At 38.2% G+C, this 25,857-nt stretch carries 14 protein-coding genes; 13 read left to right on the forward strand and 1 reads right to left on the reverse strand.

The features are described 5' to 3' along the window. Positions 1 to 8 precede the first annotated feature (8 nt). From infB to pckA, 11 genes are all read left to right on the forward strand, one after another. Positions 9 to 3,026, forward strand: a complete 3,018-nt coding sequence (infB, locus tag ACED20_RS03780) for a translation initiation factor IF-2 (protein WP_378103554.1) — start codon at positions 9 to 11, stop codon at positions 3,024 to 3,026. A 589-nt stretch (positions 3,027 to 3,615) separates the two neighbouring features. After that, positions 3,616 to 6,570: a SusC/RagA family TonB-linked outer membrane protein gene (locus ACED20_RS03785; RefSeq protein ID WP_345767045.1), complete on the forward strand. Its 2,955-nt coding sequence runs from the start codon at positions 3,616 to 3,618 to the stop codon at positions 6,568 to 6,570. 11 nt (positions 6,571 to 6,581) lie between these two features. Then, complete coding sequence (locus ACED20_RS03790; protein ID WP_294239919.1) at positions 6,582 to 8,078, forward strand: RagB/SusD family nutrient uptake outer membrane protein; 1,497 nt, start codon at positions 6,582 to 6,584, stop codon at positions 8,076 to 8,078. Between the two features lie 721 nt (positions 8,079 to 8,799). Then, a complete protein-coding gene (locus tag ACED20_RS03795; RefSeq protein ID WP_294239917.1) occupies positions 8,800 to 11,781 on the forward strand; it encodes a SusC/RagA family TonB-linked outer membrane protein in 2,982 nt (993 codons plus the stop codon). Positions 11,782 to 11,786: 5 nt separating this feature from the next. Continuing rightward, positions 11,787 to 13,241, forward strand: a complete 1,455-nt coding sequence (locus ACED20_RS03800; protein WP_294239914.1) for a RagB/SusD family nutrient uptake outer membrane protein — start codon at positions 11,787 to 11,789, stop codon at positions 13,239 to 13,241. Between the two features lie 149 nt (positions 13,242 to 13,390). Then, positions 13,391 to 15,322, forward strand: coding sequence for a putative porin (locus ACED20_RS03805; RefSeq protein WP_378103557.1), 1,932 nt, complete (start codon positions 13,391 to 13,393; stop codon positions 15,320 to 15,322). Positions 15,323 to 15,334: 12 nt separating this feature from the next. Next, the gene (gene bshC / locus ACED20_RS03810; protein WP_378103559.1) at positions 15,335 to 16,921 is read left to right on the forward strand and encodes a bacillithiol biosynthesis cysteine-adding enzyme BshC; all 1,587 of its coding nucleotides are present in this window, start codon (positions 15,335 to 15,337) and stop codon (positions 16,919 to 16,921) included. A 37-nt stretch (positions 16,922 to 16,958) separates the two neighbouring features. Then, positions 16,959 to 18,905 carry a LysM peptidoglycan-binding domain-containing protein gene (locus ACED20_RS03815; protein ID WP_378103560.1) on the forward strand — a complete coding sequence of 649 codons (1,947 nt, stop codon included), beginning with the start codon at positions 16,959 to 16,961 and terminating at the stop codon, positions 18,903 to 18,905. Between the two features lie 66 nt (positions 18,906 to 18,971). Beyond that, positions 18,972 to 19,847 carry an ACP S-malonyltransferase gene (fabD, locus tag ACED20_RS03820; RefSeq protein ID WP_345767051.1) on the forward strand — a complete coding sequence of 292 codons (876 nt, stop codon included), beginning with the start codon at positions 18,972 to 18,974 and terminating at the stop codon, positions 19,845 to 19,847. 15 nt (positions 19,848 to 19,862) lie between these two features. Then, a complete protein-coding gene (locus ACED20_RS03825; protein ID WP_294234447.1) occupies positions 19,863 to 20,765 on the forward strand; it encodes a GYDIA family GHMP kinase in 903 nt (300 codons plus the stop codon). 130 nt (positions 20,766 to 20,895) lie between these two features. Next, positions 20,896 to 22,515 (forward strand): phosphoenolpyruvate carboxykinase (ATP), encoded by a 1,620-nt coding sequence (pckA, locus tag ACED20_RS03830; RefSeq protein WP_378103563.1) that lies wholly within the window; start codon positions 20,896 to 20,898, stop codon positions 22,513 to 22,515. A gap of 99 nt (positions 22,516 to 22,614) precedes the next feature. On the opposite strand, the gene aroQ is transcribed toward pckA, so the two are convergent. Then, a complete protein-coding gene (gene aroQ, locus ACED20_RS03835; RefSeq protein WP_294199985.1) occupies positions 22,615 to 23,028 on the reverse strand; it encodes a type II 3-dehydroquinate dehydratase in 414 nt (137 codons plus the stop codon). A 196-nt stretch (positions 23,029 to 23,224) separates the two neighbouring features. Between aroQ and ACED20_RS03840 the strand changes: the two genes are divergently transcribed. Then, entirely contained in the window at positions 23,225 to 23,644 is a 420-nt protein-coding gene (locus ACED20_RS03840) for a Fur family transcriptional regulator (protein WP_294199987.1), read from the forward strand. Positions 23,645 to 23,687: 43 nt separating this feature from the next. After that, positions 23,688 to 25,652: a heavy metal translocating P-type ATPase gene (locus ACED20_RS03845; protein ID WP_345767054.1), complete on the forward strand. Its 1,965-nt coding sequence runs from the start codon at positions 23,688 to 23,690 to the stop codon at positions 25,650 to 25,652. The last annotated feature ends 205 nt before the right edge of the window (positions 25,653 to 25,857 follow it).

A 25,857-nucleotide genomic window follows, 5' to 3' on the forward strand; every position in this document is an offset into this window, starting at 1 on the left:
TAATATAGATGCCAAAAATTAGATTAAATAAAGCGGTTAAGGAATTCAACATTTCGATGTCCAGGTTAGTAGAATTTTTACAGGCCAAAGGCATTGAGGTTGAAAGCAATCCTAACGCTCAATTAGAAGAAGCGGCATATTCTGCATTGGAGGCTGAGTTTGCCAAGGACGGCGAACAGCGTAAGGCTTCCCATGAGGTGGTGATCACCAAAGTTCCGGAAGAAAAGCTGGAAATTGAGGAAAAGAAAACCCCTGAAGTAATAAGAGCTAAAGCAAACAAACCGGAAACTAAAATTTTAGGTAAAATAGACTTGGAGCCTAAAAAACCTGAAGTGGAAGAAACGCCTGCTCCAAAGCCTGCACTGGCAGCAGAGGAGAAAAAAGAAGAAGCTGCACCGGCAGAAGAGGTGAAAGCAACTCCTGAAAGACAGGAATTTAAAGTTCTCGATAAAATAGATTTGTCACAGATTGAGTCTAGAAACAGACCTGCTAAAAAAGACAAACCGAAAACAGAAGATAAAAAAGAAGAGGAGAAACCTGTTGAAAAACCGGCAGCTCCTGTTCAGGAAGCACCAAAACCTGCAGTTGAAAAGCCGGCTGAAGAAAAACCAGCAGCGCCTGTGAAAGCTGAAGAAGAATCTCAGGAGCCGCAAAAAATCGAAACGGTTTATCAAAAACTTGACGGTCCTAAAATCGTTGGGGAAAAGATCGACCTAACTCAATTTGCACCTAAGCCGGGAGCGGGAGCCAAAAAGAAAAGAAAAAGAATTGAAAAGCCGGGAGGTAATAATCAGCAAGGCGGTAACAATAACCAACAGGGTGGAAATAACCAGGGCAACCGACCGCAAGGTCAGGGCGGCCAGGGCGGCCAGGGCGGAAACCGTCCGCAGGTGCAAGGTGGACAAGGAGGTAACCGTTTTGGAAATAACCAAGGTGGTACGCAAGGCAACCGGCCTCAGGGGCAGGGCGGACAAGGTCAGGGTGGAAACCGTTTCGGAAACAACCAGGGCAACCGTCCACCGGGACAGGGCAATCGCCCGCCGGGACAAGGCGGCCAGGGTGGAAACCGTTTCGGAAACAACAGACCTGGACAAAGAACCATGCCTGTTGAGCTTACTGACGAACAGGTTAAAAACCAGATCAAGGAAACCCTTGAGAAATTAACCAATAAAGGAGGGAAATCTAAATCTGCAAAACACAGAAAAGATAAGAGAAACTACCGTAGAGAACAGGACGAGCGCCAACAGGAAATCGATGCGGCAGACAGAACATTAAAGGTAACGGAATTCATCACGGTAGGTGAATTGGCGAGTTTGATGAACGTGTCTCCGACGGAGGTGATTTCTGCATGTTTCTCGCTGGGAGTAATGGTTACGATGAACCAGAGGCTTGAAGCTGATACCTTATTATTGGTGGCAGATGAATTCGGATATAAAATTGAGTTCTCCGATGCTGATCTTGAAGAGGCAGAAGCTGATGAGGAAATCGACAATGAAGAGAATTTAGTCTCAAGAGCGCCTGTGGTTACTGTGATGGGACACGTTGACCATGGTAAAACTTCATTGCTGGATTATATCAGAAAAACAAACGTCATTGCAGGAGAATCCGGAGGGATTACCCAGCACATCGGAGCTTATAACGTAAAGCTGGAAAACGGACAACGAATTACATTCCTGGATACTCCTGGTCACGAAGCCTTTACGGCAATGAGGGCGAGAGGGGCACAGATCACGGATATTGCAATCATTGTAATCGCTGCCGATGACGATGTAATGCCTCAGACCAAGGAAGCGATCTCTCACGCACAGGCTGCGGGAGTACCTATGATTATAGCAATCAACAAAGTAGATAAGCCAAATGCAAACCCTGATAATATCCGTCAGCAGCTTTCCGGTCTGAATCCTCCTGTTCTTGTAGAAGAATGGGGTGGAAATGTTCAGGCACAGGAAATTTCAGCAAAGATGGGTAACAATATGGATCTTCTGTTGGAGAAAGTTTTGTTACAGGCAGAATTACTTGAATTAAAAGCGAATCCTGAACGCTCTGCAAACGGAGTTGTCATTGAAGCTTCACTGGATAAAGGTAGAGGATATGTGGCAACAATGTTGGTACAGGCAGGAACTTTAAAAGTAGGAGACTATGTAGTAGCAGGTAAAAACCACGGTAAAGTGAAAGCTTTGCTGGATGAAAGAGGGAAAAATCTTGCTGAGGCAGGTCCTTCTATTCCTGCCACGATCTTAGGTCTTGACGGCGCACCTACTGCAGGTGATAAATTCCGTGTATATGCTGATGAAAGTGAAGGAAAAGCGATTGCAAACAAGAGAGAACAGCTTCAGAGGGAATTATCCATCAGAACCAAAAAACATACAACCCTCGAAGAATTAGGCAGACGTATTGCGCTGGGTGAGTTCAAAGAATTGAACATTATCCTTAAAGGTGATGTGGACGGTTCCGTAGAAGCACTTTCCGATCAGTTGCAAAGATTATCGACAGAGGAGATCAGTGTGAAAATCCTTCACTCAGGAGTTGGACAGATCACCGAATCCGATATCAACTTGGCGGCGGCATCTGATGCTATTATTATTGGATTCAACGTAAGAGCCGGAGCCAATGCTAAAGATCTTGCAGACCGTGAAGAAATTGAAATCAGAACATACTCCGTGATCTATAAGGCGATTGACGAGGTAAAAGAAGCGATGGAAGGAATGCTTTCTCCGGAAATTCAGGAGCAGGTAATCGGTAACGTTGAGATCCGTGAAGTATTCAAGATTTCAAAAGTAGGAACCATTGCAGGTTGTATGGTGTTGACAGGAAAAGTTACCCGACAATCGAAAATACGCTTACTAAGAGATGGTATCGTGAAGTTCGAAGGCGAGCTGGAAAGCTTAAAACGTTTCAAAGATGACGTACGGGAAGTAACCAAAGGCTACGAATGCGGATTGAACCTGAAAGGCTATAACGACATTGAACAAGGCGATATTCTTGAAGTGTATGAAGAAGTTGCTGTGAAGAAGAAGCTGAAGTAATTTTTTCTTATAAATAATAAACAGGGCATCCAAAATTTGGATGCCTTTTTTAATGATTTACTGAGAGACTGCATGTAAATTTTGATTTATACCAATTATGTGTATACAATGGTCTGATTCAATTGAAGAAGTAGTCAAAACCACAAAGGTCGATAATCAAATTAATGGGTTTGTTCTTAATAAACTTTAGAGTTCCCGTTCTATTTCTTTTACGATTATCTGTTTTGCCAGAGCCATATACAAATGATATTTATAGAGATTAACATTATAGCAAAATACAACCTAAAAATAGGCTATTTTTTAAATATGATTGGTATTAGATACGTATTTTAATAATATTTTGTTATTATTTAGATTTATTATAAATAATTTTTTAATTATTTATAATAAAATGTTAAAAAGTATTTGCAATAATATGATTTTGCCATATTATTTTAAGATTTAAAAGTCAAAAATAATGTAATTATGTTTAACATAAAAATATTTTACAAAAATGATTTAGATCATAGGAAATTGCAAAAGTTAAAAATTTGTTAATGTTAAATTTTATTAACATATTTGTCTTTGTTAAATATTAAAAACTGTTAATATGAGTGTGAAATTAAAAGTAATAACTATTGGAGCTTGTTTCTTTTTGGGAGAAATAGTGTCAGCTCAGCAAAAGCGGAATGATACTATAAATACCAGAGAAATAGAAGAAGTCGTAGTAGTTGCATACGGTAAGCAAAAAAAAGAAACTGTTGTTGGGTCTAATACTTTAATTAGTGCAAAAAAATTAGAGCAGAGAAGTATTACAAATATCGCCCAAGCCATTGATGGTGCTGGTCCAGGTATTCAAGTAAGTACCTCGACAGGGCAGCCGGGAAGTGCTCCTTCAGTAAGAATTAGAGGATTCAGTTCGGTCAATCTTTCTAATGAACCATTATACGTTGTAGATGGATCTCCATATCCCACCGGTATTGCTTTTTTGAATCCCAATGATATTGAGTCAATGACCATTTTAAAAGATGCGGCTTCAACATCCCTATATGGTTCAAGTGCTGCTAATGGAGTAGTTCTAATTACCACAAAAAAAGGGAAGAGGGGTAGAGATGTGATTAATTTTACTGCTTTAACAGGTGTTACGGAGAGAGCCATCCCAGAATATGATCGGGTAAATGCATATCAGTATTATCCTTTGGTTTGGGAATCTTTAAGAAATGGTTATAGAACATCAAATCCCACAGCAACTGTTGCTACAGCTAATGCTTATGCTTCTAATAATTTAATTACTGTATTAAAGAATAATGTATTTAATGTGCCAGATAATCAACTGGTTGTCGATGGTGTATTAAATCCAAACGCCTCTTTAAAATATACAGATTTAGATTGGCAAAAAGACTTGGTTAAAAAAGGTTTTAGACAAAGTTATGATTTAAATTATAGCGGAGGTACCGATAAAACTACATATTTTGCTTCTATCGGATATTTGAATGAAACGGGATATATTATTAAATCTGATTATGAGCGTTTAACATCTCGTTTGAATATAGATTCTCAAATGAAAGACTGGTTAAAGGTTGGTGTGAATCTATCAGCTGCATCAAGCTTTGGTAACAACGCGGTGGATGGAGCAAGTAACAATTCCTCTTACATAAATCCTTTTAGCTGGACCAGAAGTATGGGTCCGATCTACAGCCCGTACGCTCATGATGCCAATGGGAATACTTTATATGATGCAGATGGGCAAAAAGTATATGACATTACAGCTATAAGGGGTGCTGACGCTGCTTCGGGAAGGCATGTTATTCAGGAAACTCTTCTAAATAAAGATTTCTCTAAGACCTTCTTAATTAATTCCAGATCATATGCTGAGTTTAAGTTAGCAAAAGGTTTAACTGCAACAATGAATGTAGCTTATGATATCAGGAACTTTAAAAACAGTACCTATACCAATAAAATCATTGGAGATGCTGCTCCTGCAGGGGCAGCTTCAAGAACTGCGGTTACTAATCAAACTATAACTTTTAACCAGATTATTAATTATAGGAAAAGTTTTGGAAACCACAATTTTGATTTAACAGGAGGTCATGAATCGATAAAATATATTTATGAATATTTATATGGATATAAACAAGGGCAGGTAGCTTCAGATAATGATGAGCTAGTAAACTTTATAACGCCAACATCTTTGACATCTCAGACAGATAATTATCGGAAAGAAAGTTATTTTGCTAGATTAAACTATGATTTTTCGGAGAAGTATTTGCTTTCTGGATCAATCAGAACAGATGGATCTTCGCGTTTTGCACCCGATAGAAGATGGGGCACTTTTTGGTCTGTTGGTGCAGGTTGGAGAGTTAATAAAGAAGCATTTTTAGCAAATGTAAAATTTGTTAATGATTTCAAAATAAGAGGTTCTTATGGTGAAGTTGGTAATGATCAAAATTTTACTAACTCAGCTTTATCATATTATGCATATCAGAGTTTATATAGTTTAGGATATAATAATGCAACAGAAGCAGGTATATTATTAGGTCTGGTTTCTGATCCAAATATTACTTGGGAAACAAATAAACAATTTGATATTGGAGTTGACTTTGCTTTTTGGAATAACCGTATTTCCGGAAGTATTGAATACTATAAGAGATCAACAACCGACTTAATTTTTGCTGTACCTACTCCTGTATCTGTAGGTGTACCTGGAAATTCTATTTATACAAATGTTGGGGATATGTTCAACAAAGGTATTGAAGCAACATTAAATTTATCAGTAATTAAAAGTAATGATTTTGGCTGGGATCTGACAGCGAATGCATCAACAATAAAAAATGAATTGACAAGATTGCCTGACGGGCAGACGCAGATCATAAATGGAACAAAAAAGTTAATGGTTGGTCAGTCTATTTACGACTATTGGTTGAGACAATGGTATGGTGTTGATCCTAGCGATGGTTCGCCATTATTTCTTGTAGATGACGCTTATGCAAATACTACAGCAACGGATATAAGAACAGTTAATGGAGTTTTGGTAACAACAAATTATACAAAAGCAAAATATGATTATTCAGGGTCTGCGATTCCTAAATTGTATGGTAGCTTTGGAACAACATTGCGATATAAGAATTTATCATTAAATACAATGTTTACATATCAAATAGGAGGAAAAACCTATGATTCGAACTATGCATCACTGATGTCTGCATATACGCAGGGAGGAGCCTTAAGTACTGATATTTTAAATAGATGGACAACGCCAGGACAAATTACAGATGTTCCAAGGATGGATGCTACAACATACATAAGTAGTAATGCGGCTTCATCAAGATGGTTGGTTAACTCAGATTTTATCTCATTGCGTTCTGCATCGCTGGCTTATACATTTGATGTGGAAGACATTTCTCAATATGGAATCAGAGGCTTGAAATTATTTGTAAGTGGTGAAAATATTTGGTCCAAAACAGCGCGTAAAGGTTTGGAGCCTGTACAATCTTTCAATGGTACAACGACGAACAGATACACACCTGCAAGAATTTATAGCTTAGGTCTTAATGTAACGTTTTAATTAAATAAAATATGAAAAAATATATTTACAGCTTTGTTGTAATAGCTGGATTATTCACATTATCATCCTGTAAAGGAGATTTCTTAGAAACCGTGCCTACTGATTCTGTAGGTGATGTATCTGCAGTTGCTACTGCTGAAAATCTTATGGCCATTGTGAATGGGATGCATCGTGATTTATATGTAAGGCAAAATTCTAATCAAGGTCAAAACGGACAGGCTGGAATTATGATTATGATGGATGCTTTAGGAGAAGACCTTGTTTTCCCATCTACCGGAAACGGTTGGTATATTACTACGGTTAGATGGCAGGACCAGATCAACGAAAATGGAGCTAATGATTTTTATCCATATCAATTTTATTATGCATTGATTCGTAATGCAAATACTATAATTAATTTGGGACAAAATGCAACGGGTGATGTAGCTATTAAAAATAAGGCGATTGCTGAAGCTTATGCTTACAGAGCTTTTTGCCATTACATGCTTGTTCAGCTTTATAGTATAAGATATGCAAACGGATCAAATAATAACCAACCGGGAGTTCCTATCCAAACAACATTAGATACTGCACCAAAGGCAAGAAATACAGTTGAAGAAGTTTACACTCAGGTAAATTTAGATTTAGATAAAGCAATAGATTTGCTTACCACATATACCGGACGAGCAGCTAAATCACATTTCGATATTAATGTTGTCAGAGGACTAAAGGCTAGGGTTGCCTTAACACAGGGTAATTACCAAATTGCCGCAGACAATGCAAAATTAGCAAGATCTGGGTATAGTTTGATGTCAAATGCTGCGTATCTTTCAGGATTCAATACATTAACGAACAATGAATGGATGTGGGGATCTTTAATTGTTGCAGATCAGACAGATTATTTTGGAAATTTCGGAGCTTATATGTCTAGAAATTATAACTCTACAAATATTCGTACTGCTCCAAAGGCAATTAATAAACTTTTGTACCAAAAATTCCCATCTACTGATGTAAGAACCAAAAATTTTGATCCAACGGGGCAGCATAGTACATTGGGATTGCCGTCAACTTTTTCAAAGTTTGCTTACACAAGCCAGAAATTTTTAGCAGTAAGTACTTCTGACAGTAGATGTGATGTACCTCTTATGAGAGCAGCAGAAATGTATCTTATAGAAGCTGAAGCTTTAGCCAGAATTTCTGGAAAAGAGGCTGATTCAAGAGTCGTGTTCAATCAATTCATGTCAAACAGAAATCCAAGCTATGTGGCTTCTTCTAATACTGGGACCGCATATATTAATGAAATTCTGGACAGTAGAAGAATAGAGCTTTGGGGAGAAGGTTTTAGATTCCTTGATCTAAAGAGATTAAATCTTCCATTAGACAGAGGAAGTTCTACTACCAGTAATCATTCTCCTACAGTTGTAAATAATATTTATAATGTACCTGCAGGAGACAAAAGGTGGCAATATTTGATTCCAAAGTCAGAAATTGACGCAAGTAATGGACTGGTTGTACAAAATCCTTTATAAAAATTTTTATTATATCCTGCGAGGCTACTCTTAATGAGTAGCCTTTTTGCTGTTTGGTATTGTAAAAAACTAAGTCATGTGTAATTCTTACGTATATCTGTCAAATTCCAGTTTGAATTAAGATGAATTCTTAAATTTATAAGAACTTATGATATTGATTATTAATATGTTATTTATATATTTGCTTCAATAATATCTTGTTAAATAGAGATAATTAATTATTTGGAAGTCTCAGTGGAAAAGCATTAACATCAATGCAAATGGCTGCGCGTTTCTCAGCAGTTTCATATTAATGAAGGCTTGCCATAAAGCTGTTGTTTCCGTGTTTGCTAATATTGAACTTAACGTTAAATAAAAAAATTATAATAGCGTCGATAGCGTTTGAATAACCTGATTTTTTTTTCATAATAATGATTCTTTTTTAATATTAGGAGATAAGATATAAATTCTTTCATAAAACCTCTTTATTATAAGTGATTTTTATTTGTAATCATTTTAAATAAAAATAATATGGTTATGAAATTTTAATTAAATTAAAATTAAAGTTGTTTTATTTATATAATTTTTCACTTATGAGAGAATATGATTTTATATTAATATTCATTGCATAATACAAATTAGAAATAAGTTTATATAATTGAAATAATAACCTTTATTAGCGGTTTGGTAGTTTTAATATTTATTAACATATTTGCGATCTTAAATATTAAATTCTATTAATATGAATGTGAAATTATGTGTCCTGAGTACAGGAGCTTTGTTTTTCCTAGGCTATAATGCTTTTGCACAGTCATCAAAAAAAGATACTGTTTTAAAAGAACAGAAAATAGATGAAGTAGTTGTTGTAGCGTATGGTACACAGAAAAAACAAAGTATTACTGGCTCTATTACAACTATTAATGCTAAACAGTTAGAAGATTCACAATCTTCAAACGCGATGCAATCACTAACAGGTAAAGTAGGAGGTGTCCAAATTTCTGCCAATTCTGGACAGCCAGGAGATCCGCCCCAAGTTAGATTTAGAGGTATAGGTTCCTTATCTTCTTCAAATAATCCACTTTATGTTGTAGATGGTGTACCGTACAATGGTAATATAAATGCCATTTCTAATCAGGATATTGAAACAATTTCTTTTTTGAAAGATGCATCAGCAAATGCATTGTATGGAAGCAGAGGAGCGAATGGAGTAGTTTTAATAACTACAAAAAAAGCAAAAAAAGGAAGATTTTCTATCACATTTGATACCAAATTTGGAGTAAACTCCAGAGCTGTTAAAGAATATGATATCATAACCAATCCAGGAGAATATTATGAAGTTTTCTATAATCGTCTAGTGACAGATGGTGTATACAATGGAATGTCAATTACTGATGCTTCAACAAATGCGGCTAATACAATGATTTCTGATTGGCTGGTTTATAACAATTATAATGTTCCAAATAATCAGGTAATAGATCCATCTACAGGAAAAATTAACACTAATGCAAAGTTATTATATCATGATGATTGGAACAAGAATTTATTTAAAGATAGAACTCGTCAAGAATATAATATAAATATAGCAAACTCTTCAGAAAAGAATGATATATATCTTTCTTTAGGATATTTGAATGATGAGGGATACGTAATTAATTCTGGATTTAAAAGATATACAGCAAGATTAAACAATGAATTAAGATTAACCTCTAACATTAAAGTTGGAATTAATTTAAATTATGCTAGGTCAGAACAAAATGCTCCAATCCAAGGAGCTTCATCAAGTCAATATAGTAATTTATTTAGTTGGGCAAGAAATATAGCTCCGATTTATCCAATTTGGGCAAGAGATGCTAATGGAAATTTTATGTTAGATAGTAAGGGACAGCGACAATATGATTTCGGAACGCTTAGTGGTCCTATGGGTCTATCTAGACCATATGGGGGTACATTAAATCCTTATGGAACAACCTTACTTGACATTAAAAAAAATGCAGAAGATAATTTAAGTGGAAGAGCATATGCTTCAATTAATTTCCTAAAAGATTTTAATTTTACGTATAATTTAGGATATGATTTGGTAAGTGGTTATTATATTGATTATTCAAATAATATAGGAGGTGATGCAGTAGGATATGGAGGAAGTATTACAAACGCTACTACTAATGATTATACAGTAACAAATCAACAGTTATTAAATTGGAATAAAAGTTATGGCAAGCACAGTTTGAGTGTAATGGTGGGTCATGAAACCTCTGATTTCAAAAGTAAAATGTTGGCAGGAAGCAAAAATAATATAGCTATTCCAGATCTTCCAATTTTAAGTAATGCTACAAAATTTGCTGCGTTAAATAGTTATAATGACCTTTACAAAGTAGAAGGTTATCTTTCAAGAGTAAATTATAACTATGATAATAGATATTTTATTAACGGAAGTTTCAGAAGAGATGGTTCATCTGTATTTGCACCTGAAAATAGATGGGGCAATTTCTTTGGTTTAGGAGCTGCATGGGTGACAACTAATGAAACTTTTTTAAATGGTAATGAAATATTGACAAATCTTAAGTTTAAAGCTAGTTATGGAGAGCAGGGCAATGATAATATTTTGTACGCTGGAAATGTAAATTTAAGTAATAGATCGTATTTTAGTTATGGTAGAAACTACTACGCATATGCTTCTCAATGGGAGGTTGTTCCGGATTCAGATGGGAATATGACTATTGTCCAGGTTTATGAAGGAAATAGAAATATTAAATGGGAAGTTTCAAAAAATTTTAATGCAGGGTTTGAATTGAGTTTATTCAACAAAATTAATATTGATGCACAGTATTTTGAAAGAGGAGTACAGGATATGATTTATAACAAGCCGTTATCTCCATCAAGTGGTACTCGATTTATTTCTACTAATGTTGGTGATATGAAAAATAGAGGTGTTGAAATATCTATAGATGCTGATATAATTAAGAATTCAAATTTTACATGGAACTTATCTGCTAACGCAACGCATTATAAAAATAAGATTACAAATTTACCTAATAGTTTCGTATCAGGAATTTTTAAATTTGAGAAGGGTGTAGCTGCATATACTTATTATCTGAGACAATTTGCCGGCGTTGATTCTTCTAATGGTGACGCATTATGGTATATGAATGATGCTAATGGTAATAAAATTACAACAAATGATTATACAAAGGCTACTCTTTATTTAAGTGATAAAACATTAAATCCTAAAGTATATGGAGGGTTTGGAACAAACTTAAATTATAAAGGTGTAAATTTAGCTTTAAATTTTGCATATCAGTTTGGAGGGTATATGTATGATAATGTATATCAAGGATTACTTCCTTCTGGAGGTGATAACATTGGACAAAATTATCACAAAGATGTATATAATACCTGGACTCCTACCAATACAAATGCTCAGCTACCTGCTTTAGATTTATCAAGACCAAATCAAATGGCTGCTTCAGATTTATTTTTAATTAAATCAGATTATATAAGCCTACAGGATGCTTCTCTTAGTTATGATTTTACTAATGATGTTCTTCCAGAAGGTCTGACAGGCCTAAGATTGGGGCTTTATGGTACTAATTTAGCTATGTGGAGTAAAAGAAAAGGCATGGATCCACGACTGGCAAGAATTGGAGCTTCTGGTAATAATGGAGTTTCATTAAATAATTATGGAGTTGTCAGATCAATCTCTTTAGGTTTAACAGTTAAATTTTAATTAAAATGAAAAAAATAACAATATATTCCTTATTTGCTACTTCCCTCCTTCTTACAAGTTGTGCAGATGACTATTTAAATACAAATCCTGAATCTACAATTAATGAAGAACAATTAGCGACTTCTCCCTCTGCATTGCAGGGGCTGGTTGATGGAGTTTATACAGGATTTCGAACTTTTGGTAATACCAATAGTGGTAATCATGAAGATTATGGGCATAAATCTATGCTGGCAGGGTTAGATTTAATGTCTAACGATGTAACAATGGCAAAATCAAGTTGGTACATTAGCTGGTATAACTACACCGGAAGAGTACAAACTAATGGAAGATCTTTATTGCCTTGGAATACATACTATTTACAAATAAAGACAATTAATACTATTATTAATACAGTTAATCAGGCTGGTGTTAATGATAGCAATAAATATGTTCTAGGACAAGCATATGCATTAAGGGCATTGTCTTATTTTATGTTGGCAAGAATTTATGGTCCAACTTATATAGGTCATACTAGTGACTTGTGTGTGCCGATATATACATCAGTAGGTTTTGAAGGTAAATCAAGGTCGAATGTTGGTGAAGTGTATGCATTGATTGAAAATGATCTTCTGAAATCAATCGATTTATTAAATGGTTATACTCGTCCAACTCGAGAGAAAGTTGATAAGAGTGTTGCTAATGCATTGTTAGCACAAGTATCGCTTGAAATTGGAAAATACACTCAAGCGGCAAGTGCTGCAAATGCTGCGAGGCAAGGATATAATTTAGGTACTGAAGCACAATGGAGAAACGGATTCTATGATATCAATTTAACTACGGATGCGATGTGGGGAGCGGTTATTAATTCTTCCAATACATCTTTTGTTGCTAGTTTTCATGGCCATTTTGACAATACAAATACCAGTGGATATGCAGGAGGTTTAGGTATTTATAAAAATATAGACAAAAGGTTATATGATAAAATTTCTTCAACAGATTATAGAAAAAAAGCTTTTGTATCACCAGTAGGTGGAGACCCTTCCTATCCTCAATTACCAGCTTATGCCAACATTAAATTTATTGATCCAACTGTGTCTGATGCAGACTATATTTATTTGAGAGCATCTGAAATGTATTATATTGAGGCAGAAGCTTTAGCCAGATCTGGAAACGAAACACAAGCTAAAGCAGTTTTATATCAGATTACTCATGCTAGAGATGCAGGATATGCTTCTTCTCTAAATACTGGTTCGGCTCTTATCGATGAAATTATTACCCAGAAGAGAATAGAATTATGGGGTGAAGGAGCTGCATGGTTTGATATGAAAAGATTAGGTGTAGGATTAGATAGAAATTATACAGGAACGAATCATCCAACGTTTGGGCAGCTTAACATTCCTGCGAATTCTTCGAAGTTCTTATGGCAAATTCCTCAGGCAGAAATTGATACAAATCCAAATATTGTACAAAATCCTAACTAAATAATTATTCCTAATAAAATAAATTGAATATTTTTTATTAAACCTCGCATCGCAAAATGCGGGGTTTTTTATTCCCCATTATTTCTTATTTTTGTTCTACGAAATCTGAGACTTGAATTTTAAGAAGATTTTGTGTAATGATAATCCAAATGAAATACATCCTTTCCATCATATTTTTCTTCAGCCTCACCATTGAGGCGCAGGTGGTTAACAAAACCGATTCCAACCAGCTTCCCAAAGAAGATACGTTGGTAATCGACTCCGGAAAGAAAGACTCCCTGAAAATATTTAAGCCAACAATCAACGATTATCTCTATCAGAAACAGTTTGCGGAAAAAAAGGTTTTTGATACGGTGATGACTTTCGATAAAACCTATCTCTTTTCCCAATATAACAACCGGGACAATTTCGGAAGGGCACAGGTGGCGAATATTGGTGCCGGCTTTAATCCCTTAACGTATGAAGTGATTCCAGAACAGAACCTCGCCTTGCTGCCGACGAATAAATCCTACTGGATTTTAGGTGTTGACGATATTGATTATTATGATGTCAAAACACCGACAGCAACGTTCATTTACCATAATTCCATGAAGAACGGAGCGGCTCTAAAATCCATGTACACCCAGAATATCGGGAAAAGATTCAACTTCTCCCTGCAGTACAGCGGTCTGCGTTCACAGGGGATGTACCGGAACTCGTTGGCTTCCAACAACAATACATTGTTCACAGGACATTATGTTTCAAAAAGCGGCAATTATGAGTTGTTTGCCCACTACCTGCATCAGAATGTCAACAATCAGGAAAATGGGGGAATTGCCGTAGACAGCTTGTTTCAGCAGGGCGACAGCAATTCAAGGAACCGACAGAACATGCAGGTGAATCTCGCTTCTTCCAGTTCGCAGTTCTCGTATAGACGCTACTACCTGACCCATCAGTTTGCCCCTTTTAATTCAGACAAAATCCCTTTTAAAATAAGGCATACCATATCCCATCAGGGAAACAAATATTATTACAGCCAAAATGCTCCCGAATCCTACTGGTACGACGTTCCGCAACAATTGGTTTCTAACGGACCGCTTGGCTCAAAAAAATATTCAGATAACTTGAGTAATACGGTAAGCCTGGTTTGGGACAACGAAAAATTTAAGCTTGATGCGGGAGTACGATACCAGATGCTGAAATTCGGGACCAATGAAATCAATCTGCCCGTACTGCAGATCCCGACCGAAATAAAAGAAAGCCGTCTCGGAGCCGTCGGAAACCTGCAGGTTAAATTGTTCGATAAAATTCAGTTGAATTCATTCCTGGAGTTTTCCAATGGAAGTCAGTTTGGTACCTACCTCAGAACAGCCAATAATTTAAAGTTTGAACCGGTAAAAGATTATTTTGTCAATGCAAAAGTAAATTTCCAGAGTGCCTATCCGTCATTCAACTATATACTGAATACTTCGATTTATAATAACTACAATTACTATCTTCAGAATGCCCGGAATCAGACGGTTTCGGAAATCGGGGGAAGTTTGGGTTTAAAATGGTTCAGGACCGAACTGTTTGCCAATTATTACAGAATCGACAATTATACCTATTTTGATTCCAACGCTATGCCTCAGCAAAGCGGAAGTTCTGTGAATATTTCGCAGATTGGAGGCGATGCCACTTTTAGTTACGGAAACTTTCACCTGAATACCAGGCTGCAGTTTCAGAACGTACTGACGAATAAAGATCTTCTGCCGCTTCCTGGATTTATCGGACGGGCCAATTTCTTTTATCAGGCGAAAGCGTTTAAAAAAGCTGCAGAAATTCAGACGGGTATTAAGGTGTATTATTTCTCAGAATTTGCATCCAGAAAATATTTCCCGATCCTGAACGAATATATTCTGCCGGATGCCAATTCATTTTCTATCGGAGGACATCCGATTGCTGACGTATACTTTAATATGAAAGTTAAAAAAATGTTTTTCTTCATCGAAGGGCAGCAGGTCGGGACGTTCCTTTCACACAACAAAGCCTATGCATTTCCGAGTTATCCTGTCTATGATTTCAGGCTGAATATAGGGATTGTATGGTATTTGTTCAACTAAAATTTTTACAGGTTGAAAACGATTAATAAAATATCTTTCCAGGATATCGAAAGCATTCCTCAATTGGTCAAAGATTTTCTGAACCATAACATTAAAGGATTTGAAGAAAATACTTTTTCGCTGGATCATTTTAAAAAGCAGATCCATAAGAAACAGGAGTCTTTTACTGCAGATCAGAGAAACATTCTGGCAGATACCATCACCAGTCAGTTGGCGCATCTTAAACTTTCGTCTAAGCAGAAGGAACATCTTAGCAATCTTAGGGATTCCAACACCTTTACGATAACAACAGGGCATCAGCTTAATCTTTTTTCCGGGCCCGTTTTTTTTGTCTATAAAATTTTACAGACGATTAAAACTTCTTCTTACCTGAAACAGAATTTTCCGGATTTTAATTTTGTCCCTATATACTGGATGGCTTCCGAAGATCACGATTTTGCGGAAATCAACCATTTTAAAACGGAAAACCATTTTTATGAGATAAATGAAAAATCGGGTGGTGCAGTAGGAAGAATTACGGCCAGCGATACATTTTTTATTTCAGAATTTGAAAAAGAATTCAAAGACCACATTTTCGGGACCGAACTGATCTTAATGCTGAAAGAAGCATATAAGGTAGGAAATACTTTAACGCAGGCTATTCAGACCTTAGTCAACCGGTTGTTCTCAGAATTCGGACTCCTGATCGTGGATGGAGATTCAAAAGAACTTAAAGAGCAGATCAGAGAAACATTTAAAGACGAGCTTCTGAATTTCAGTTTATATAAAAATTCTGAAGACAAAGTAAATTTCCTGACCAGGAAATATGGAAAAGTTCAGGTAAATCCACGGGAGATCAATTTATTTTACCTTTCGGAAACCAGAGACCGTATCGATTTTGATGGCAAAAAATATAGCATAGTTGATAAAAACATCTCATTTACAAAGGAAGAAATCCTGAATGAACTGGAAAGCCACCCTGAAAGATTCAGCCCGAATGCTTTAATGCGCCCGGTATATCAGGAAACCATTTTGCCAAACCTGGCCTATATTGGAGGAAATGCCGAAATCATGTATTGGCTGGAGCTGAAAGACTACTTCTCAGAAATTGATATTCCTTTTCCTATTCTTATTCCACGAAACTCTATGCTGTTTTTAAAGGAAAAGACAATAGGGAAAATTGATAAACTGAATTTAAAGATCGAAGACTTTTTCCGGAATTTTACCGCCGTTACCAATACCAAAATACTGGAAGACAATGCCATTCTTAAAGCATTGGAGCAAAAGGAAAGCTTATTAATCGCACAATTTTCAGAATTGAAAGCCTTGGCGGAAACTACTGAAAAATCTTTCGGGAATATCGTAAAAGCGGAAGAAATACGGCAGTTGAAATCTTTTAAAAGAATGAAAAAACGCCTGCTTCACGCGGAAAAAATAAAAAGGAGTGAATTGCTGGAAAGGCTGGAGAAGTTGTTTCTAGACGTAAATCCTTCCGGAACCTGGCAGGAAAGGGTCTTCAATTTCAGTGTTTTTTTTGCAGATCACGGTTATTCCTGGCTGGAAACTTGTTTAGAAGAAATGCAAATTGACGAGTCCAAACTAATAATAGTTGCCATTTAATTTTAAAGAAGTATTTTTGCACTTATAATCACCGAATATGATAAAGAGGTTTTTTATACTATCCAGTTTATGTATGGTTTTGGGTGTCTCGGCCCAGAAATCGCATACCGTTGTAAAAGGAGATACGCCTTACAACATTGCCAAAAGATACGGACTTACGGTAGACGAACTGTTGAAGATGAATCCGGAAGTGAAAGACGGAAAATTGGCATTGGGCGACGTGTTGACGGTTAAGAACGATAAGACCGCTGCCGCTTCTTCGAAAACGGCGACTTCGTCAAAACCGGTAAGCAATGCGAAAACCGGAACCATCATTCTTCAGCCTAAACAAACCATCTACGGAATTACAAAACAATACAGGATCTCTGAAACCGATCTTCGCAAGCTGAATCCTGAATTGGATTCCCACATGAAAATCGGAGACGAAGTTACCCTGCCTTTTGAAAGTATAAAAAAATACGGCGGAATCCAGTCAAATCCTGCAGTTGCCGTTACTCCGAAGCCTAAACCTGCAGAGACAGAAGTTGAAACAACAGCTGTTGTGCCTGCTGAAGGTGATTATATTATCCAGCAGAAAGACAATTATTACAGGATTTCAAAACAGTTCAATATTTCCAGAGAAGAACTGTTTGCCCTGAATCCGGGATTGGAAGATCGGGGATTAAAACCCGGCGAATCCATCAGGGTAAAAAAGGTCGGCGGTAAAAGTACCGGTGCCGATGTCTTTGCGGAAAATACCAACCCGAAGACAAAAGTAGATATGGGGAACGAAAGAACCTCATCCAATGCAGATCCTGCCGCAGCAGATGATTATGTGACCTATACCGTTCAGCAGGGAGACACCGTTTTCTCTATCGTTAACAAGTTCGGGATTACCATCGATGAGCTGATCGCGCTGAATCCGGAACTTTCCAGAGGACTGAAATCCGGAATGGTTTTGAAAATCAAAAAGCTGGATCCGGCTTACGTAAAGAAAAACGGCGATGCGTTAAGTGTGGTCATGATGCTGCCCTTCGGCTACAGCACCGGTGAAACCCAGTACCGTGCGATGGCATTGGATTTTCTGACGGGTGCCAAGCTGGCTATTGAAAGAAATGCAGCCAGCGGACAGAAATTAGATGTGAAGATCGTAGATTCAGGAAACGAAGCTTCGTTCCGGAACTCACTTACCCAGATCAATCCTAATAATACGGATCTGATCATCGGACCGTTCTTCAAATCAAACGTGGTGGATGTTCTGGACTTCACGAAAAATCAGAAAATCCCGATTGTGGCCCCTTTTGCCAATTCCCCGGAACTCTATAATTACAGCAACCTGATTATCGTGGAAACCAACGATCAGACGTATGCCGATAAAATTGTGGACGAAGTAAAATCTACGTTTTCAGATCAGAAAATATACATCGTAGCTGATGCGAAAAAGGAAAATGCCAACTACATCAAGGCCGGTCTTGAAAAAGTACTGAAAAATCCAAGCATTACCATGGTTACAGCTCCGGCAGATATCCAGCTGGATAAGAATATGATGACAGGCCAGTCGGCTCCGGTAATTGCCATACTTGCCAATGATACGGATTCGGCTGCTGAAGGCTTTGCCAACAGGGTAATCGCTTTATCGAAAGAAGTACAGGATGTGAAAGCCTTCAGCATGTATTATGCTCCGGTATTCGAAAGAAAAGTGGATGATCTCAGCCAGGCCCATTTGGTATACCTGATGGACAGGAAGATCAATACGGAAGGAAGCTTCGAGAAGGAAATCCTTGCCGCCTATAAAAACAAATACTGTAAAACCCCTCCTAAATTTGCCGTTGTCGGTTTTGATATCGTAAATGATATGCTGACCCGGGAAAACAAAAAAGGGGAGATCTTCCGGCAGATGAATAAAGTACAGACTCAGCTGGCAACAAAGTTCGAGTTTGTGAAATCAAAAGCAAACGGTGCATACGTAAATACAGGGTACCGTGTGATCAGACTGGTTCCGTAAGGATGATCTGAATCCGTTTTAAAAAATATTTTTAACATTATATTTGCATAATATTTAAATTAATACATGAAAGCACTTGTATTTCCAGGGCAGGGTTCTCAGTTCGTAGGGATGGGAAAGGAGTTGTATGATTCAAGAAAAGACATCAAGGATCTGATGGAATCGGCCAATGAAATTTTAGGTTTTGATATCCTTTCCATTATGTTCAGCGGAACAGATGAAGACCTTAAAAAAACAGAAGTTACTCAACCTTCAATCTTTATACATTCCGTAGCAGCATTAAAAGCGGTAAACGGTTTAGGTGCTGAAATGGTGGCCGGACATTCTCTGGGCGAATTTTCAGCATTGGTTGCCAACGGAGTCCTTTCTTTTGACGATGGGCTGAAGCTGGTTTCCGAAAGGGCAAAGGCCATGCAGGCAGCTTGTGATGCCAACCCGAGTTCTATGGCTGCAATTTTAGGATTGGAAGATGCTAAAGTTGAAGAAATATGTGCACAGATCAGCGGTATCGTTGTACCTGCCAATTATAACTGTCCGGGACAGCTGGTAATTTCAGGAGAAACATCTGCCGTAGAAGAGGCTTGTGTGAAATTAAAGGAGGCCGGTGCCAAAAGAGCATTGCTATTGCCGGTAAACGGGGCTTTCCATTCATCGTTGATGCAGCCTGCACAGGAAAGGCTGGCGGCAGCGATCGAGCAGACGAAATTCAGAAAGGCTATGATCCCGGTATATCAGAATATCACCACAACCGCAGTTTCCGATCCGGATGAAATCAAGAAAAACCTGATCGCCCAGCTTACAGGACCTGTAAAATGGACACAGTCGGTACAGAATATGATCAAAGACGGTGCTACGAAATTCGTAGAAGTAGGACCGGGAAAAACATTGCAGGGGCTAATCAAAAAGATCGACGCTTCTGCAGAAGTGGCTTCTGCCATTTAATAAGTAAAAAAAATCATGGGCGAGATATTTTCACCGGGAAAGCTGATGCTTACTTCAGAATATTTCGCTATGGACGGAGCTCTTGTCTTAGCGGTACCTACACGGCTGGGACAAGAGTTTTCTTTTGAAGAAATACCGGACGGCAAATTTCTCATCATTTGGGAGGCCTTCCATCAGGAGAAACCCTGGTTAAGAGTCGTCATCGATTACCGAAGCTGGCAAATCATTGAAACCAATATTTCATCAAGCGCTGAATTTATTGTCAGAACCTTAAAAAACGTTCAGGCGCTTTCCTCTATCAAATTCAAACATAATTTTACCTACCATCTAAAGACCAACCTTCAGTTTCCGGCAGACTACGGTCTGGGTAGCAGCTCCACATTAATGAACAATCTTGCGGAATGGGCGGAGATCGATCCCTTCCATCTAAATAAGATAAGCCTGGGCGGAAGCGGGTATGATATTGCTGTTGCCAAAGAGAAATCGGCGGTTCTCTATCAGAGTGTTCCGGAGATCAGATATGAAAAGGTAAATTTCGATCCTTCTTTTAAGGATGAGTTGATTTTTATTCATCTGAATCAGAAACAGGACAGCCGGGAAGGAATCAGTCTTTACCGTTCAAAAAATAAATCTCAAAAACTCGTTGACGAATTTTCGGATCTTACAAGAAATATTTTACTATGTAACGAATTGGAAAATTTTTCACGCTTAATGTTAATTCATGAACAAAAAATATCGGATTTCCTTGAAATTCCTACAGTTAAGGACCGGTTTTTCGAAAATTGCCCTGTTTTTGTTAAAAGTTTGGGAGCATGGGGTGGAGATTTTGTCATGAGCTCAAAATTCGGCGGCTTCAAGGACTATTTTTGGGGAAAAGGTTTTACTGCAATTTTCGACTATTCCGATTTAGTTTATTGATTTTCAGTTTTTTATAAACTTGTTTTTTTATTTGTCATTCTGACTTATATCATTATATTTAAACCGTTTTTAACAATTAATTAATATTAATTTTGTTAGACTCCAAAAAAGAAACAGAAATATAAGTAAAATGAAAAACGCTAAAATCATCCGGGATTTAGAAAAATTAGGGATTAAAGGAAACTTTGAAGTCGTTTACAATCCGTCGTACGAGGAATTGTATCAGGCTGAAATTGCTCCTGAAAACCAAGGCTTTGAGAAAGCTGAGCTTACGGAATCTGGTGCCGTATCAGTAAAAACAGGAATTTTCACAGGTCGTTCACCTAAAGACAGGTATATAGTTCAGGATGATGTTACAAGAGAAACTATTTTCTGGGACGGTAAAGTAAACCTGCCGACGACTCCGGAAATTTTCAGCTCTTGTAAAGAATTAGTGCTGAACCAACTTTCTGATGCTAAAAAAATCTATGTTGTAGATTCATTCTGCGGAACCAATGCAGATACAAGATTAAAAGTACGATTTATCTTTGAAGTGGCTTGGCAGGCACATTTCGTTACGAATATGTTCATCCGTCCTTCCCACTACGAGCTTGAAAACTTCGGCGAACCGGATTTCACGGTGATCAACGGTTCCAAAATTACCAATCCTAATTGGGAAGAACAGGGGCTTAATTCCGAAAACTTTGTGATGTTCAACCTTACGGAAAGACTTCAGATCATCGGGGGAACCTGGTATGGAGGAGAGATGAAGAAAGGAATGTTCGCCATGATGAACTATTATCTTCCGTTGAAAGGCATGGCTTCTATGCACTGCTCGGCTAACGTAGGCGAAGAAGGGGATGTTGCTCTTTTCTTCGGGCTTTCAGGAACAGGGAAAACAACCTTATCCGCAGATCCGAAAAGATACCTGATTGGTGACGATGAACACGGCTGGGACAACAATGGGGTGTTCAACTATGAGGGAGGATGCTACGCAAAAGTAATCGACCTTTCCGCTGAAAAAGAACCGGATATCTACAGAGCGATCAAGAGAGATGCACTGCTCGAAAATGTTGTCGTAAACAACGGCGTTTCCGATTATACCGACGGATCTATTACCGAAAATACCAGGGTTTCTTATCCGATTTATCATATCAACAAAATCGTATTGCCTTCAAAAGCGGGACATGCGAAAAAAATCGTTTACCTTTCCGCCGATGCGTTCGGGGTATTGCCTCCGGTTTCCATTCTGGATGAAAACCAGGCACAGTATCATTTCCTTTGCGGATATACATCGAAATTAGCAGGAACTGAGAGAGGAATCACTGAACCTGAGCCATCCTTCTCGCCGGCTTTCGGGGAAGCATTCTTAACATTGCATCCGACCATGTATTCAAAAACCCTGATCGGAAAAATGAAAGAACACGGCGCAAAAGCATATCTTGTAAATACCGGATGGAACGGTACCGGCAAAAGAATCTCCCTGAAAGATACCAGGGCCATCATTGATGCCATTATCGACGGTTCTATCGAAGATGCTCCGAAAACAAGGATTCCGATCATGAACCTGGAAGTTCCTACCGAACTGCCGAATGTTTCAGAAGGAATCCTAGATCCGAGAGACACCTACAGCAATGCCGGTGAATGGGAAGAAAAAGCAAGAGACCTTGCTGCAAAATACATCAAAAACTTTGAGCAGTACTGCAATACGGAAGAAGGTAAAAAACTAATTCCTTCAGGACCACAGTTACAGGAACAAACAACAAACTAAAATAGAAATCCTCATCAAACCAGATGAGGATTTTTTATATATGCTATTAAGAAAGCGCTAATAATTTTCCTGCAGTAACTTTATAAAAATTACAGCAGCTTAAGCGGACACCAGGCTTAGTAAAGCCAGCCTGTATCCATTCATTCCGAATCCCGACAACACAGCATCCGTATGGGCTGCTGTCACGGACTTCTGCCGGAATTCCTCTCTTTTATAAATATTGCTGATGTGGACCTCCACTTTAGGTTTACTGATATTCTTCAGGCAGTCTGCAATCGCATACGAATAATGGGTATACGCTCCCGGATTGATCACCAATGTATCAAAATCATTGGTCTGAAGTCTATTGATTAGTTCTCCTTCGATATTTGACTGATAATATTCCAGTTCCAGGGAAGTGAATTCGGATCTTAAAGCATCCAGGTAGTCTTCCATAGAAACCGTTCCGTAAATTTCAGGTTCCCGGGTCCCCAGCAGATTGAGATTGGGGCCATTGATAATTAAAACTCTCATTGAAAAATGATTTATTCAAAGATAAGGTATTTTAAAAATAGATTTTAAGGAATATGGTTTAATACTTTTACAAATATTCCAAAGGCGTAATATGAACTGATTTTAAAAGGGAATAATAAGGCGCAGCAAGATGCATCCTCTTTTGTTTATGATCATATGGGAAATAAATCTTACATTTATACAGCATTCCATCATTATGAAAAAAGATATCGAAAGCAAGCTGATAGATAAAAATACCAGGCCCACCAGCATGAGGATTCTGGTGTATGATTTCTTAAGTGTCCAGGAAGCAGCTCTTTCTCTGTCTGAAATTGAAAGCCATTTTGAAAATGCCGACCGCACTACCATTTATCGTACCTTAAAAACGTTTGAAGAAAAAGGGATTGTACACGGCATTCAGGAAAATGTCACCACGAAATACAAGCTCTGTCACGATGGCTGCAGCGAAAGTACCCATAAAGACAGGCATCTCCATTTCTACTGCAAAATCTGTAAACAGACTACTTGCAAAGAGGAAATCTCTTTTCCGGAAACCCTGAATACGAATTTCAGGATCGATGAGATCAGGCTTTTTGCAAAAGGAATCTGCGAGCACTGTTTAGAAAGTTTGCAATAGTATTGCATTTGCTGTACCGTTACCTTTGATTAAAATTAGATTTATGGAAGAATGCTGCAGTACAAAACCGGAAAAACCACATAGCCATAATCATGAAGGCCACGATCAAGATCATGATCACGGGCATTCCCACGATTCGGAAGGAAAATCTGTCATTGAAATGTTTCTGCCTGCCATCGTGTCTTTTATGCTGCTGATAGTGGGGATCGTCATGGATCATATGATAAAACCCGAATGGTTTACAGGCTGGATCAGGCTGATCTGGTATCTCATTGCTTATATTCCTGTTGGCTTGCCTGTGCTGAAAGAAGCATTCGGAAGTATAAAAAACGGAGATGTTTTTTCCGAATTCTTCCTTATGGGTATTGCTACGGTAGGTGCTTTTGCCATTGGTGAATATCCGGAAGGCGTTGCAGTTATGCTTTTTTATTCGGTAGGTGAAGTTTTTCAGGCCATGGCCGTGACGAGGGCAAAAACCGATATTAAATCGTTGCTGGATCAGCGTCCCGATGAGGTTACGGTAATCAGAGACGGGAAGCCGGAAACCGTAAAAGCGGAGAAAGTAAACATCGGCGATATTATACAGCTGAAATCAGGAGAAAAACTGGGGCTCGACGGTAAGCTGCTCTCAGAAACGGCTTCCTTTAATACAGCCGCACTCACGGGTGAAAGTAAACCCGATACCAAAACAAAAGGTGACCTTGTCCTTGCCGGAATGATCAATCTGAATACTGTGAGCGAGATAGAAGTTACCACTGCTTACAAAGACAGTAAGCTGAGCCATATCCTGGAAATGGTACAGAATGCCACCGCCCAGAAAGCGCCTACTGAGCTGTTCATCCGTAAATTTGCTAAAGTTTATACGCCGATTGTCGTATTTCTTGCCATAGGAATTGCCTTAATGCCGTATTTCTTTGTTGGAAATTATGAATTTCGCGATTGGCTGTACCGTGCACTGGTATTCCTGGTGATTTCCTGTCCGTGTGCGTTGGTGATCTCCATTCCGCTGGGATATTTTGGGGGGATAGGAGCGGGAAGCAGGAATGGGATCCTGTTTAAAGGAAGCAATTTCCTGGATGTGCTGGCTACGGTTCAGAACGTTGTGATGGATAAGACCGGAACCATGACGGAAGGTGTATTCAAAGTGCAGGAAGTAAATTTTAATAATGAATTTAACAAAAATGAAATCCTGACATTCATCAATGCCCTGGAAGCTAAAAGTTCGCACCCCGTAGCTACCGCAATTCATGAATATGCCGGGGCAATAGACCATTCCGTAGAATTGGAAAATATAGAAGAAATTGCCGGACAGGGCCTGAAAGCGATCGTGGGCGGTAAAGAATTATTGGTAGGAAACTTCAGGTTGATGGATGCGTCGGGCATCCGGTATGATCTCAAACCCGATAATATTATCTATACGGTTGTTGCAGTCGCTTACGATAAAAAATTCGTCGGTTATCTTACCATCGCCGATTCCATAAAAGCCGATGCAAAGTTTACAATCGATCAATTAAAGTCTTTAGGCATAAAAACTACCATGCTCAGTGGCGATAAATCGTCGGTGGTAAAATACGTAGCCGACACTTTGGGTATTCAGAATGCACACGGGGATCTGCTTCCTGAGGACAAAGTAAATAAAGTAAAGGAAATCAAAGCAAGGAAACAGACGGTTGCCTTTATCGGGGACGGAGTGAATGATGCACCGGTCGTTGCTTTAAGTGATGTCGGCATTGCGATGGGCGGCCTGGGAAGTGATGCGACCATCGAAACGGCCGATGTGGTGATCCAGGACGACAGGCCCGGAAAAATTCCTATGGCCATAAACATCGGAAAGCAGACGAAAAGAATAGTCTGGCAGAATATCATCCTGGCATTTGCGGTAAAAGCCGCTGTGCTGGTACTCGGAGCAGGAGGCCTGGCCACAATGTGGGAAGCTGTCTTTGCCGATGTCGGAGTGGCATTGCTTGCAATTTTAAACGCGGTGAGGATTCAGCGGATGAAGTTTTAGAAAGCTGGAACTTTGGTGCCTGGAGCTTATTGATCTCATACAGATGATCAATCGTGTTTTTACCCATTACAAACAGAAGAATATTTTAATGGCTTGAAACTATTTATCTTATGTGATCTGAAATTGTCTCAAAGCGGGTCTAAAATCTTGTGTATTGAGAACAATCCTGATGGATATGGTTCATATAATTTCTGATGAATGCTTG

The sequence above is a fragment of the Chryseobacterium sp. sg2396 genome, from assembly GCF_042610505.1.
In the GTDB taxonomy this organism is placed as follows: Bacteria; Bacteroidota; Bacteroidia; order Flavobacteriales; family Weeksellaceae; genus Chryseobacterium.

Bases quoted from the DNA above. Each gene is read 5' to 3' on its own strand.
- ACED20_RS03815 (WP_378103560.1), top strand. From the start codon at position 16,959: ATGATAAAGAGGTTTTTTATACTATCCAGTTTATGTATGGTTTTGGGT.
- ACED20_RS03790 (WP_294239919.1), top strand. From the start codon at position 6,582: ATGAAAAAATATATTTACAGCTTTGTTGTAATAGCTGGATTATTCACA.
- ACED20_RS03795 (WP_294239917.1), top strand. From the start codon at position 8,800: ATGAATGTGAAATTATGTGTCCTGAGTACAGGAGCTTTGTTTTTCCTA.
- ACED20_RS03825 (WP_294234447.1), top strand. From the start codon at position 19,863: ATGGGCGAGATATTTTCACCGGGAAAGCTGATGCTTACTTCAGAATAT.
- pckA (WP_378103563.1), top strand. From the start codon at position 20,896: ATGAAAAACGCTAAAATCATCCGGGATTTAGAAAAATTAGGGATTAAA.
- ACED20_RS03845 (WP_345767054.1), top strand. From the start codon at position 23,688: ATGGAAGAATGCTGCAGTACAAAACCGGAAAAACCACATAGCCATAAT.
- ACED20_RS03840 (WP_294199987.1), top strand. From the start codon at position 23,225: ATGAAAAAAGATATCGAAAGCAAGCTGATAGATAAAAATACCAGGCCC.
- infB (WP_378103554.1), top strand. From the start codon at position 9: ATGCCAAAAATTAGATTAAATAAAGCGGTTAAGGAATTCAACATTTCG.
- ACED20_RS03785 (WP_345767045.1), top strand. From the start codon at position 3,616: ATGAGTGTGAAATTAAAAGTAATAACTATTGGAGCTTGTTTCTTTTTG.
- ACED20_RS03800 (WP_294239914.1), top strand. From the start codon at position 11,787: ATGAAAAAAATAACAATATATTCCTTATTTGCTACTTCCCTCCTTCTT.
- aroQ (WP_294199985.1), bottom strand. From the start codon at position 23,028: ATGAGAGTTTTAATTATCAATGGCCCCAATCTCAATCTGCTGGGGACC.
- fabD (WP_345767051.1), top strand. From the start codon at position 18,972: ATGAAAGCACTTGTATTTCCAGGGCAGGGTTCTCAGTTCGTAGGGATG.
- ACED20_RS03805 (WP_378103557.1), top strand. From the start codon at position 13,391: ATGAAATACATCCTTTCCATCATATTTTTCTTCAGCCTCACCATTGAG.